This is a genomic window from Chitinophaga sp. S165 (genome assembly GCF_003182155.1).
Taxonomy (GTDB): Bacteria; Bacteroidota; Bacteroidia; order Chitinophagales; family Chitinophagaceae; genus Chitinophaga.
Genome location: NZ_QGTG01000011.1, coordinates 119,709 through 132,604, shown reverse-complemented (window position 1 = coordinate 132,604; position 12,896 = coordinate 119,709). Strand labels below are relative to the sequence as shown.

Sequence of the window (12,896 nt, the reverse complement as noted above, 5' to 3'; positions counted from 1 at the left end):
GCTCAGTTATTCTTGCCCCAGGACGGCCCCAAATATGTTTATTGCCTCATCCCGGGGTGTATTATGCAGACGTAAGGTAATCCGTTTATGCCGTAAATCTTCTGCAATGTTTATGATACTGATATGATAATGCGCGGATATTACCTTTGCTACGTATTCAGCTTCTTCGTTTTCAAATACCAGTTCGTTCGTGGCCCATGCACATTTATTGCTATAGTTACCTTCGGGATGTTTCATCTCATCATCCTTGCGGTTAACCGTAGCCAGATTACCGTCGCCACTGTTCAGCACCAGTTTCTTTCCTCCGCTGTGCAGGCTCACTTTTCCTTCGAAGACGATCACTTCTGTGTAAGCACTATCTATGCGCACGTTAAATGCCGTTCCGAGCACCTTTACGGTAGATTTATCCGCTATGACAAGGAACTGCCGCTGCGGGTCCTGCACAACATCGAAATAGGCCTCTCCTTTCAGTAATCTTACTTCGCGTTCTTTGAATGACTTTCTGTATGCCAGCGAGCTGCCTGCTTTCATGTATATCCTGGAACCATCCGGCAAGCCTATACTATCCACATAGTATGCAGGCGTCGTGTAAGTGATCCAGCCGTCGCGTGATGTTTGCCACCACCATCCGCCTGCGACAAGCAACAACAGGACCGCAGCTGCTGCTACGATCTTCCACGGGAACAGGTGTTTCACAGGCGCGGACGGTATTATCTGTTCTGATAATTCCTGCCAGCCTTCCTGTACATTAAAAGGCACAGGGGGGACATCTGCGGCGGCTTCCCAAAGCTGCTTCAGTTCTGCATACAAATGGCGGTTCTCTTCCGATTCCTGCAACCATTGGTTTAATGCAGCCTGTTTGTCCCTGTTACCGGGGTCTGTCAGACAATCTATGACAAACTCCGTTACATCGTTCTTGTTCATTGCTTTATAATATGATGACAATTCAGCACCCCGATACTTTGATGCTACTGCAATTTTTTTCCGTCCAATAAGTGTGTACGCAGGTATTTCAGGGCCATGGCCAGCTGAAAATACACTGTATTGAGTGTGATACCCAGGCGTTCTGCGATCTGTACCGGTTCGAGTCCTTCGAAACGGCTAAGCAGAAAGATCTCCCGGCAGCGGGGGGCCAATCCCTGCACCAGGCGCATGATCTCTTTCTGTAACAGCAGGTGGTCGGTGATCTCATGTAATGAGGCATCATCGGCCTGCCATTGCAAAGCTTCTTCACTCACATTTCTTGAACGTCTTTTTAATTCATTGATACTTCTGTTGGTCACTGCACGGTACAGGTAGTGCCGCACGTTGCCGGTGATCGTGATCTGTTGTCCTTTCTCCCACAGATGAACGAACAGGCTTTGCACGACCTCTTTAGCCAGATCGTTGTCCTTTACCCAACGATAAGCCAGGAGGAACAATTCCTCACTATATGCGGTATAAATTTTCCGGAAAACATCGGCATTAAGGCCCCGGAGCGCGTCCGTAGCTTCTTCGGCAGAGATATGGTATCCGTCTTGCGTCATCTATTCATTATACGAATGCCGCACAAAGTATTATCTTTTTTTAAATAATAGTTGGGAATTTTCGGAGATATTGATTGTAGATGGTGTAACGCTGAATGTCCGTTTCAGCCCTCCAGGCGCGCTGTGGCGTCATAGTTATCTTTTAAACCAACACCTGATAACTGTAATCTGACAGCCTCTTGCAACAGGTAACAGATCTTCCCTGCGGCCTGCTCGTATTGCAATCCTTCCTGCCGGATATTCGATATACAGTTCCTTGATTCGTCTGTATTTCCTATGCGTGGATTGAATGTGATATAAGCGCCCATACTATCTGCCGCACTAAGTCCGGGCCGCTCTCCTATTAATACGAGTGTCATCCTGGCTTTTAATAATTCACCTGCTTCATCGCCGATGGCCACCCTTGCCTGCTCTATCAGGCAAACGGGGCTTAGTGATATACCTGCAGATTTCAGCATCGGTAGCAACTGTGCCAGCAATGGCAGCGTATGTATATTCATGGCCGTAGCAGAGAGCCCGTCTGCGATGATGATAGCTACGTCTTTCTGCAATGATGATATGGGTAATGTATGCAGTGTTTCTATGCTATGTGCATCCAGCCGCCGGCCTTTATCAGGGCGTTGCAGATATTCCTGCCTGTCTGCCACACTGCTGTGCAATAACAACATGTCTATATGGAAAGGTTGCAGCTGCTCCTGTATCAACATCGTATCCAGCCGTGAATAAACAGCATCCCGGGCATGTGCATGCGCCAGCTTAAAGGATAATACTTCCTTCAACGGTATGGCAGTCCCTGTTCGTCCAATCGCGATACGTGCTGTGGTAAAAGCTTTCAATGAAGACCAGGGGTCTTCCTGTACCGGGTTCCTATGCTGTAATTCCCTATTCATCCTTATGTTTTCTTTTTCTTTCCGTGTGATATTCTAATTACTCTCCCGCATTATAACCTAAGAGCTGATGCATCTTTCCTACCTGTTGCAACTGGCCTTTGCTATTCAGGATACCCTGCCGCAGCAGCCAGGCCTCAAACTCAGGCGCGGGTGTTAATCCTAATACCTTACGGACATACAATGCATCGTGAAATGAAGTGGACTGATAATTCAGCATGATGTCATCTGCGCCCGGTACTCCCATAATGAAATTACATCCTGCTACTCCTAACAGCGTGAGCAGGTTATCCATATCATCCTGATCAGCCTCCGCATGATTTGTATAACAGATGTCTACTCCCATCGGTAGTCCCAGCAGCTTACCACAGCAATGATCTTCCAACGCTGCACGAATGATCTGTTTGCCGTCGAACAGATATTCAGGGCCGATAAATCCTACAACGGTATTCACGAGTAATGGAGAAAACTGCCTCGCCACTGCATATGATCTGACCTCGCAGGTTTGCTGGTCTACGCCTTCATGCGCATTAGCCGATAATGCACTGCCCTGCCCTGTTTCAAAATACATCACGTTGTTACCTATCGTTCCCCGCTGTAACGACAACGCTGCTTCATGCGCTTCTTTCAGCAATGATAACTGAATACCGAAACTGCTGTTGGTCCTCTCTGTTCCTCCGATAGACTGGAATACCAGGTCGACCGGTGCACGATGCATGATTTCCAGTGCTGTCGTTACATGACAAAGGATACAAGACTGTGTAGGGATATCAAATTGTGTACGTAACTGGTCCAGCATCTGTAACAGCCTGATAACCGTCTGCGGACTGTCGGTCGCCGGATTGATCCCTATCACCGCATCTCCGCTACCATATAACAGCCCGTCTATGATACTGGCAGCAATGCCTTTGGGATCGTCCGTATTATGATTAGGCTGCAAGCGCACCGATAAATGTCCTTTCAAACCGATCGTATTCCGGAAACGTGTAACTACTTCGCATTTTTGCGCTACACTGATCAGGTCCTGGTTACGCATCAGTTTAGATACTGCCGCTACCATCTCCGGTGTTAACCCAGGCGATAGCCTTTGCAGCGTTTGCGGATCTGCTTCATCACTTAACAGCCAATCACGCAGTTCACCGACAGTGAAATGGCTGATGGGCGCAAAAGCAGATTGGTCATGGGTATCTATGATCAAACGGGTGATCTCGTCTTTTTCATAGGGAATGATCGCTTCTTGAAGAAATGTTTTTAAAGGCACATCCGCTAATGTCATCTGCGCGGCTACACGTTCTTCATAGCTGTCAGCAGCGAGTCCGGCGAGGGCATCGCCGGAACGGAAGGGCGTCGCCTTCGCGAGTAAGGTGCGGAGGTTGCCGAACTGGTATGTTTTGTTATGTATGGTGTGATGGTATGCCACGGTTGTTTGTTTTGTTTGTTTTTCCGTCTGCGGCCTCCGTCCCAGGCCTCCTGCCCAGGCTCGGGCCCGGGCCCGGGGTTAACACCCCGCGTTACAAACAGGGGCCCCCTAAGGGTCCTATTGTGTTTTGTTGTTTGTGTTTTGTTTTTTTTGTTTTGTTATATGATCAATTCCTGTTGTGTTACAGGGGCTGATATACGGTGTTTACCCATTGCGACAAATATGATCAACGCAATGACCAGTCCCGTGAAAAATAATAATGCCAGCAATTGATTATAGTAAATGATCGCTATTAATGAGATAACTGATAATACCAATGCGATGCCCGGAAACCAGGGATAGAAGGGCGCTTTAAAAGGACGTTCTAATGCAGGTTCCTTTTTTCGAAGGATGAACAGGCTGATCATACTGAAGATATACATGACCACTGCACCCATTACGGACAGTATCACCAGCTGGTCTGTTTTGCCGAGGTAGAGTGCTACCACACCCAATAATCCTCCGACAATTAATGCCACATACGGTACTTTTCTTTTGGGACTGACTATTGCCAGCGCGGCGGGAAGATAACCACTTCGGGCCAGTGCAAAAAGCTGGCGGGAATAACTGATAATGATGCCATTGAAAGATGCAATCAATCCGAAGAGACCAATACCTGCGAAGATCTTCGTGATGCCACTTTGTTTACCCAGTACGACCCCTATCGCTTCGGGCAAAGGGTAATCAATAGCAGATAATGATTTCCAGTCTGTGATCCCACCGGTAAGTACCATCACGCCGATAGCCAGCAAAGCAAGCGTTAACATGGCAGAGATATATCCTTTAGGAATATTACGGGAAGGTTCTTTTACTTCCTCTGCTACCATAGCGATACCCTCAATGCAGACATACAGCCAGATAGCAAAAGGCAGTGCGGCAAATACGCCAAACCATCCCGCAGGCATAGCATTGTGCATGAAGTTGGATGCCTTGAAAGATGGCCCTACAATGCCCATATATACCAACAGCTCAAATACCGCAAGTAATGTGATGATGAGTGAGAAGAGCGCGGACTCTTTAATACCTAACAGGTTGATCCCTGTTAGCAGTACATAGAAAGCGACACCACATCCCAGTACCGGCAATGAAGGATGCAGGAAATGCAGGTAATTGCCAAGTGCAAAAGCAATGGCCGGTGTGGCCAACAGGAACTCTACAGCGGTGGCGTATCCTGCGATGAGGCCACCGAAAGGTCCCATAGCCCTGTGCGTATAAGTAAAGGGACCGCCTGCCTGTGGAATGGACGTGGTCAGTTCTGTAAAGCTGAAAATGAAGGTAAAATACAATAAGGTGATGATGAGCGTGGCCAGAAGGAAACCGACTGTACCGGCTACACCCCAGCCATAGTTCCAGCCGAAATATTCACCGGAGATGACCAGTCCGACGCCGATGGCCCAGAGGTGTATGGGCTTTATTACTTTCTTTAAAACAGTTGTTTGCTGAGCAGACATATGTACACGGGATTGCTGGTAATGCCTGAATCACTACCATTGGTTGATAAAGTATATTCCCGTTTCCCTCCGTGAAATGTTATCAAGATACACAAAAAGATCACATCTCAAGTGCCAGGGAGGTATTTGCATTGCGGTTGCCTGCAAACTTAACCCTGTACTCTGTGGGGGTGAGCCCTACCTCTTTTCTGAATACTTTACGGAATGCTTTGATGTCGTTATAACCACAGTCGAGCATCACTGCCAGGATACTGTTGCTGGTCTGTTCCAGCATCTTCTTGGCGGCCTCAATGCGGGTCTTTTGCAGGTATTCAATCGGGGTGATGCCTGTAGCCTGTTTAAAGCGGCGTACGAAGTTCCGGCGGCTGGCAGGAATGTTCTCCATGAACGACTCCACGTTACGCGCCTCCTGGAAACTGGCTTCCATGCGTTGCTGTACTTCTGATATCAGCGGGTCCGTATGTTTCTTTTCCGGCAGGAACATACCGAAGTAGGATTGTGTTTCACGGTCCATATCGATAGCAAATAGTTTCGCAGCTTTTACGGACATATCCTGTCCACAGTGTTTCTCTACCAGGTGCAACAGCAAATGGAAAGTACTTGTAGCGCCTCCGCTGGTGAAGATACCGGATGAAGCTGTCAGCACTCTATCAGGTTGCAGCAATACATCCGGAAAATGATTAGCAAAAGCGGTACATGCATTCATATGCGTGGTAGCAGGTTTACCGTCCAGCAGCCCTGTGGCGGCCAGGAGGAAAGCACCGGTACAGAAGCTGGCAATTTCTGCTCCTGCATGGTGTTGCTGCCTGATCCAGGGGATGAGCGTGCTATTGGCGGCGATGGCGCCATCCACATCTCCTGCAATGAAAGCAGGGATCAGCACCAGCTCCGGTTTAACAGCGTCCTTTAAAGCAACCGTTGCATAACGGCCGTAATGAGGTAATATATCCACTCCTTCCTGATCGGGCAATACCAGCTGAATATTGAAGAATGGGGCCTGCTGGTTTGCAGCATACATATTGTTTACTGATTCAAAAACATCCAGAATGGCTGCCGTGCTGATTAGCCGGTGGTTGTAGGTGAGCATCAGTGCCAGGTTCATCATGATTTCAGGTTTTAAACAAAGTGCTGGTCAAGTTACGACATTTGTCCCAAATACACCCTTCCAGCCTCATTCTCAGTTATTCTAGAAAAGATTACAATCCGTATCTTAGGAGCCGGGCAATATATAAACCACAATTATGGAAAAAAAGAAACCAGGCACCATTCTCTGGCATGATCTCGCAGTTCCTGATGCCGTTGCAGTCAGTGAATTCTATCAGAAGGTAATAGGATGGGAAAAAACAGGGCTCAGTATGGGCGATTACGAGGACTTCGTTATGCAGGTCCCCGATGGGGATCAGGCAACCGGCACAACTGGTGTTTGTCATGCGAAAGGGTCTAACAGTTACATTCCTCCCTACTGGCTGGTGTATGTAGCCGTGGCAAACCTGGATAACAGCCTGGAGCAGGTTAAAGCCCTGGGCGGGAAGGTGATCGGCGATAAACGTAAAATGGGGAATGACTGGTATGGCCTAATACAAGACCCCGCAGGCGCCTACATGATGTTATGTGAACAAGGCGACCCGGCTTAATATCTGATGTTCCTTTGTTATTCAGATAATTACACAAGTAACAAAAGATCTTGTGTATGGTAGCTTGTTGCCATACACAAGACTTCTCAGAAAATTTGTTCTCCAGAGAACAGGAAAATATTGTAATTATTGTAAACTTAATACAATAATAACCCTACAACCGTCGTTTCTGGACATTATTTACACCTGGTTCCCTCATATCCAACGTAAAACAGACGCATAACCATTATATACTTCTATCAGACCACAACGAATTCCGCTATAGCCTGATAAATCCCTCTTAAACATGAAGAAGACCGTAAATTCCCTCCTCCTTTGCATGACTACGTTTGCCATGGCAACGCTATTGCTGATGTGCAAAAAACAAGATGAAAACGCTGCGAAGCCTGCTTTGGCTAACAACCTGGTAGCAGCTGCTGCAGCGATAGATACATTTGTACATCCTGGTGTACTGAATACACAAGCCAGCCTTGACCTCATAGGTTCCGAGGTAAATGGCGGAGAACCGGTACGTACTGCCTCTTACCAGAAAGTACTGGACTATGTAAACAACAATCCGCTTCCTACTAAATACTGGGCGACCGTAACTGTAGGTTCAAACGGGGCAACGACAGAATCTAAAAGTCAGATCAGGAAAGACGCCGTACTGGCGTACGCACTGGCATTACGTTGGGCTAAGACGGGTACAGCTACATATGCTCAGCAATGTATCGCCATTCTGAACGGCTGGTCTTACACGTTCAAAAACTACGCACTGATGTCGGGCGCTAACCAGTACCAGCCTTCCCTGGAGGCATCCTGGACCACTCCGAGCTTCGTAGCTGCGGCAGAGATCATGCGTTATTACAAGGCCTTTGGAAAGTCGGCCGGCTGGGCTACCGCCGACATCAACCAGTTCAACAACTATCTGAACCTGGTGAAGAACAACTACATTAACAACACACCTGCCTACAACAACAACTGGAACGCTTCTGCCGGTTATGCGAAAATGGCTATTGGGATCTTCCTGAACAGCAAGACTGTTTATCAGAACGGTTACAATATCATTACGCAACACCTGCCTATTATCATTAAGGCGGATGGCTCTATTCCTGAATATTGCGACAGAAATGACTGCGTACATTTCCAGTATTCACTGACAGCATTTTCATATGCTGCTGAACTGGCCAGGATACAGGGCGATAACTCCCTGTATACCTTCAATTCAAACCTGCTCAGCAAAGGCTATGATTATATGAGAGCTGCTTACGGCAGAACTACTTCCTGTAAGATCTGTACTACGTCCAGCCCTGTATTCCCAGGTACCGAAGTGGCTTACAGCTATTACAAAACAGCTAACCTGAAGTACCTCCGGGAACTGCAGGACCCGCTGTATGTGCCTAACGACAGAACATTCTTAGGCTTCACCTCCTATACACACTTTAACGTACCAGGCCTGTAATAACAAACAGCCGTAAACAGATAACAGCTATAGCGGATAAAAAGACCGCCCCGGAATATTCCAGGGCGGTCCTTTTTTATATAAAACCTCCAAAAGAAAAAGCGATCCGATTGTTACTTGCGCAGTGGTTTAAATGCTGCACGTAATTCTTCAGCGAATAATTGTGGTTCTTCCCATGCAGCAAAGTGGCCACCTTTCTTCACCTCATTAAAATAGGTCAGGTGAGGATACGCACGTTCTGCCCATGTTTTAGGCGCCTGGTAAATTTCACCAGGGAACACGGTTATAGCAACAGGGACCTTGATCTCATTCGTCTTCTGCTCTACCGCGTTGAAGTTGTTATTGTTGTTTTCCCAATACAACTGTGCGGCAGAAGCTGCTGTTCCGGTCACCCAGTACAATGTAATGTCATCCAGTATTTCGTCTTTGGTAAGTGACTTCTCTGCATTACCTCCACTGTAAGTCCAGTCGTTGAATTTATCCATGAAGAAAGAAGCCAGGGCCACAGGAGAATCGGTCAATCCGAAGCCTAAAGTTTCAGGACGTGTTACCATCATACCCGCATAACCGGCACCTCTAGTATAAAGCTTATTGAGTGAAGCGTAAGCTGCCTTTTCTTTATCGGATAATCCAGCAGGTGCAAGGTCACCGTTCTTCAGTGCATTGGCGATATCTGCAGGTACGGTAGCCGGCATATTCACATGGATGCCCAGTAAACCTTCAGGCGCCTGACGTCCCATGGCATCTGCGACAACTGCACCCCAGTCACCACCCTGTGATACATAGTGCTGGTAATCTAAACGTTTCATTAATACATCCCAGGCACGCCCCATTCTTTCAACACCCCATCCTGGTTCTTTAGGTTTCTCAGAGAAACCATAACCCGGCATGGATGGTATTACAACATCAAATGCGTCATCAGCTGTGCCGCCATATTTTGTAGGATCGGTCAGCGGGCCGATAGCTTTTACCATTTCAAGGACTGAACCCGGCCAACCATGTGTCAGTAATAATGGCATTGCATTTTTATGTTTGGAACGTACGTGTATGAAATGTATGTCCAGGCCATCAATGTTAGTTACGAATTGCGGCAGTGCATTCAACTTAGCTTCTACATTCCGCCAGTCATAATCAGTGCCCCAGTATTTCAGAAGCCTCTGCATCTGTTCCAGTTTAACACCTTGTGACTGGTCGTTCACGGTTTCTTTATCCACCCATTTCGTGGCATTGATACGTTGGCGAAGTTCTGTTAATGTCTGTTCGGGAACGTTGATGTGGAAAGGACGGATGGCTTCGGATTTACTTTGTGCAAAACCTGTTGCTGTGAATAACATCAGCGCTCCGGCGGCCAATGTCTTTACTATATTCGTTTTCATTTCATTTTGTTTTATGTAAGGATATTTTTTTCGTGTGTCAAAAGTATAGCCGTTATTAACGTTCATCAATGTTGAGTTGGCATAGGTGGACGAATTGAGGGTTGAAGCAGTCAATTCGCAAGTTGAAGTTATGGCCGGGTTATTCTTATAGGCAGGAAATGTTCAGCTGCTTCGGCTTCTGGCTGCAGTTCTTTGAAACTCCTTTTTATTTAGCTTTTATTTGGCGGTTGAGCTTTAGGTTATTGATTAAACCCCTGTTGCATCGCATCAGCATGCTTCAAATAACTGAGGCCAGGAACTCCAACCTGAGCCTCTGCTGGCTGGTCTTCCCAGTATATAAATGATGGGATACATATGTGGGCCCTATAATTACTTCATGCTTATTTACGGTGGTGACAGCTTTAGACAATAAGGACAGGAACTTTATAAGAACGTTTGCTGCATTACCTGGTCTTCCTGGTACATAGATGACGGGGTATGGGAAAAAAAATAAGCCTACCTATTGCAACGTACGTTTTTAATACATACCTTTGGTATCATGAGTTTATTTAAGAAAGATACATCCCCGGAAATGGTGCCGACGAAGACAGAAATGGACGTACTGCAGGTCCTGTGGCAGTATGGCCCCTCTACTGTGCGCTTTGTTCATGATAAGCTGAACGAGCAGAAGGAGGCGGTGATCTATACCAGTACTCTGAAACTGATGCAGGTTATGAAGGAAAAAGGGATGCTGGAGCGTGACGAAAGCAGCATGAAGCACGTTTATAGTGCTGCTGTTGAGGAGAAAAAGGTGAAAGGCACCCTGCTGAACCGGTTTATGGATAGCATGTATAACGGCTCTCCCAGCGACCTGATGGTGGCATTACTGGGTAATGATAAGACCTCTCCGGAAGAGTTGAAGAAAATGAAAGAGTTATTGAAAAATATGGAAGGTAAATAAGACGACAATTAAATCAATTTATATCCATGTACCCGTACCTCAACATAAATGCTGGTATTGAACGGTTCCTTCAGGCCTTTAGCTGGATGCTGGTGCATTCTCTCTGGCAGGGATTGCTGCTGGCTGTTGTCACAGCCGTCTTACTGCAAACCGCTAAAAGGGTGAAGGCGCAGTTGAGGTATAACATTGTATTCATCCAGTTCATCTTATTTATACTGGCCTGTGCATGGACCTTCATTCATGGTTTAAGCGGGCCTTCAAGGAGCATGGTACCACTGGCAGGTGCTATCGGACAGAATGCCTCACAGCTGCTGAATCTTGATGCTGTCAATGTGAGACTGTTTACCGATAGTTGTGCCGCTTATATATCCGATCATGCGCCACTGCTGGTGCTGATATGGGCTATTTTCTTCACCTTCCGTTCTCTCAGGATGGTACAGGGTCTGATCTATCTGCAAAAGACCAGGAGTACCTACACAATTACCACGGCAGACTGGCAGGAACGGCTGGTACTCCTTTGCAGGAAACTGCATATCAGGCGTTATGTCCGTTTACTCGAATCTGCCCGCGTGAAAGTGCCTATGGTAATAGGCCATATGAAACCGGTGATACTGATGCCTGCGGGATTGCTGACAGGTTTGCCGGTGGAACAGATAGAGGCTGTGCTGCTGCATGAACTGGCACACATACGCCGGCACGATTACCTGGTTAATCTTCTACAAACGGTTTGTGAAACTGTTTACTTCTTTAATCCGGGTCTGTTGTGGATGTCCGCATTGCTGCGCGATGAACGGGAACACTGTTGTGATGATATTGCTCTCGGACAAACCGGTAACAAGAGAGAGTTCATACAGGCACTGATCAGTTTCAAGGAACATGCTATGTACAACTATCCATCTGCAGTAGCATTTCCTGGCAAAAAGAACCAGTTATTGCAAAGGGTCAGCCGCATTATCAATAATAAAAATCAATCGCTGGGAACAGGCGAAAAAGTCTTCTTCCTTGCCGGTATTATTTTGCTGACGGCTATTTTATCGACCGCCGCTATTACACAACTGCGGGAGATAGAACATGATATCTTCAGCAGTAAACATACAGCAAAGGCGTACTATTATACACCACCTGTACAGCAACAGTTTTCTGCTATCATCCGTGCAGCTGATAAGCCAGCCGGAAGTACTGCCAATAATGTGATCGAAAACAAATATCAACATCCTACTGATGAATCTTCGGATAGATCTTCCGCAACGAGCGATCAGACAGTTCAGCCAATGGAGGTAGTAAATGCCAATATCGTTCAGAACGATGGAATGGAAGTAACTCAGAGATATAATGCCCATCAGGACAAGGCGAAAGATAACAGCCAGTATGGTCGAAGTCAGTATGGTAGTGGCCAGTATAGTAGTAGCAGCCAGTATGGTGGAGGTGAGTCTGGTGGAGGTCAGTATGGTGGAGAAATACAAGGCAGATCACAGGCCCCATTTTATAGTCCCCGCCAACGCCGGCAGCCAGTCATCAGAAAGCCATATCATCCGGAGAATAGTCCCAGGTTGAACAGATTAACTGCTTCCCTCACTGTAAATGAAACTGCCGAACAACGTACTGCACGTGAAATAAGGGAACGTCAGAAAGAAGATGCAAGACTCGCACATGTACAGGCAGAGAAAGACAGGCAACAGAGCATCAGGGATAAGGAGCAGGCAGACAGAGACCGAGAGCAGGCCATCAGAGATCGTGCACAGGCGGAGAGAGACAGGGAACAAGCCGTTAAAGATCGTATGCAGGCGGAGAGGGACCGGGAGCAAGCCGTTAAAGACCGTATGCAGGCAGACAGAGACAGGGAGCAAGCCAATAGGGATCGCATGCAGGCTGAAAAAGACAGACAACAAGCCATACTGGACCGCTTGCAAGGTGAGAAAGACCGTGCACAGGCGGAGGCAGATAAGAGACGACAAACACAATTTCCAGCTATATAACAACAGACCATCGTTTTAAAAACCGTGCTATAAACACGGATGGCATTGTATTGCCGCTACCATTCTAAAATAACAGATATGACCTGAAAATTTTCACAGTCCGCACTGTGACAGGAGAGCTATTTCCATCATTTTTTTACAGCTAAAGCTGTAACAGGATGTTTATTGCCTGTACATCCCGGGCCTTATTACAAACTTTAAATTCA

General features: G+C 46.9%; 11 protein-coding genes. 4 read left to right on the top strand and 7 right to left on the bottom strand.

The genetic code is table 11. The annotated features are described in order from the left end of the window. Positions 1-6 precede the first annotated feature (6 nt). From C7475_RS29110 to C7475_RS29085, 6 genes are all read right to left on the bottom strand, one after another. A complete protein-coding gene (locus C7475_RS29110; protein WP_110056955.1) occupies positions 7-924 on the bottom strand; it encodes a FecR family protein in 918 nt (305 codons plus the stop codon). A gap of 44 nt (positions 925-968) precedes the next feature. Beyond that, positions 969-1,526, bottom strand: a complete 558-nt coding sequence (locus tag C7475_RS29105; protein ID WP_110056954.1) for an RNA polymerase sigma-70 factor — start codon at positions 1,524-1,526, stop codon at positions 969-971. 104 nt (positions 1,527-1,630) lie between these two features. Then, positions 1,631-2,416 carry an ethanolamine ammonia-lyase subunit EutC gene (eutC, locus tag C7475_RS29100; RefSeq protein ID WP_110056953.1) on the bottom strand — a complete coding sequence of 262 codons (786 nt, stop codon included), beginning with the start codon at positions 2,414-2,416 and terminating at the stop codon, positions 1,631-1,633. Between the two features lie 37 nt (positions 2,417-2,453). After that, positions 2,454-3,833 (bottom strand): ethanolamine ammonia-lyase subunit EutB, encoded by a 1,380-nt coding sequence (locus tag C7475_RS29095; RefSeq protein ID WP_110056952.1) that lies wholly within the window; start codon positions 3,831-3,833, stop codon positions 2,454-2,456. Positions 3,834-3,991: 158 nt separating this feature from the next. Further along, a complete protein-coding gene (gene eat / locus C7475_RS29090; protein ID WP_110056951.1) occupies positions 3,992-5,323 on the bottom strand; it encodes an ethanolamine permease in 1,332 nt (443 codons plus the stop codon). Positions 5,324-5,423: 100 nt separating this feature from the next. After that, positions 5,424-6,428, bottom strand: coding sequence for a GlxA family transcriptional regulator (locus C7475_RS29085; RefSeq protein ID WP_110056950.1), 1,005 nt, complete (start codon positions 6,426-6,428; stop codon positions 5,424-5,426). Between the two features lie 136 nt (positions 6,429-6,564). On the opposite strand from C7475_RS29085, the gene C7475_RS29080 reads away from it, so the two are divergent. Both C7475_RS29080 and C7475_RS29075 read left to right on the top strand, forming a co-directional pair. Continuing rightward, positions 6,565-6,957, top strand: coding sequence for a VOC family protein (locus C7475_RS29080; RefSeq protein ID WP_110056949.1), 393 nt, complete (start codon positions 6,565-6,567; stop codon positions 6,955-6,957). 286 nt (positions 6,958-7,243) lie between these two features. After that, positions 7,244-8,398 (top strand): alginate lyase family protein, encoded by a 1,155-nt coding sequence (locus tag C7475_RS29075; protein ID WP_110056948.1) that lies wholly within the window; start codon positions 7,244-7,246, stop codon positions 8,396-8,398. 113 nt (positions 8,399-8,511) lie between these two features. Here C7475_RS29075 and C7475_RS29070 read toward each other — a convergent pair whose 3' ends face one another. Further along, positions 8,512-9,774 (bottom strand): epoxide hydrolase family protein, encoded by a 1,263-nt coding sequence (locus tag C7475_RS29070; RefSeq protein ID WP_110057015.1) that lies wholly within the window; start codon positions 9,772-9,774, stop codon positions 8,512-8,514. A 538-nt stretch (positions 9,775-10,312) separates the two neighbouring features. On the opposite strand from C7475_RS29070, the gene C7475_RS29065 reads away from it, so the two are divergent. Further along, positions 10,313-10,714, top strand: coding sequence for a BlaI/MecI/CopY family transcriptional regulator (locus tag C7475_RS29065; protein ID WP_110056947.1), 402 nt, complete (start codon positions 10,313-10,315; stop codon positions 10,712-10,714). A gap of 26 nt (positions 10,715-10,740) precedes the next feature. Further along, complete coding sequence (locus C7475_RS29060; protein WP_110056946.1) at positions 10,741-12,690, top strand: M56 family metallopeptidase; 1,950 nt, start codon at positions 10,741-10,743, stop codon at positions 12,688-12,690. Positions 12,691-12,896: the final 206 nt, after the last annotated feature.

Excerpts from the sequence above, each read along its gene's own strand:
- C7475_RS29070 (WP_110057015.1), bottom strand. The coding sequence starts at position 9,774 with ATGAAAACGAATATAGTAAAGACATTGGCCGCCGGAGCGCTGATGTTA.
- C7475_RS29065 (WP_110056947.1), top strand. The coding sequence starts at position 10,313 with ATGAGTTTATTTAAGAAAGATACATCCCCGGAAATGGTGCCGACGAAG.
- C7475_RS29105 (WP_110056954.1), bottom strand. The coding sequence starts at position 1,526 with ATGACGCAAGACGGATACCATATCTCTGCCGAAGAAGCTACGGACGCG.
- C7475_RS29085 (WP_110056950.1), bottom strand. The coding sequence starts at position 6,428 with ATGATGAACCTGGCACTGATGCTCACCTACAACCACCGGCTAATCAGC.
- eutC (WP_110056953.1), bottom strand. The coding sequence starts at position 2,416 with ATGAATAGGGAATTACAGCATAGGAACCCGGTACAGGAAGACCCCTGG.
- eat (WP_110056951.1), bottom strand. The coding sequence starts at position 5,323 with ATGTCTGCTCAGCAAACAACTGTTTTAAAGAAAGTAATAAAGCCCATA.
- C7475_RS29075 (WP_110056948.1), top strand. The coding sequence starts at position 7,244 with ATGAAGAAGACCGTAAATTCCCTCCTCCTTTGCATGACTACGTTTGCC.
- C7475_RS29060 (WP_110056946.1), top strand. The coding sequence starts at position 10,741 with ATGTACCCGTACCTCAACATAAATGCTGGTATTGAACGGTTCCTTCAG.
- C7475_RS29110 (WP_110056955.1), bottom strand. The coding sequence starts at position 924 with ATGAACAAGAACGATGTAACGGAGTTTGTCATAGATTGTCTGACAGAC.
- C7475_RS29080 (WP_110056949.1), top strand. The coding sequence starts at position 6,565 with ATGGAAAAAAAGAAACCAGGCACCATTCTCTGGCATGATCTCGCAGTT.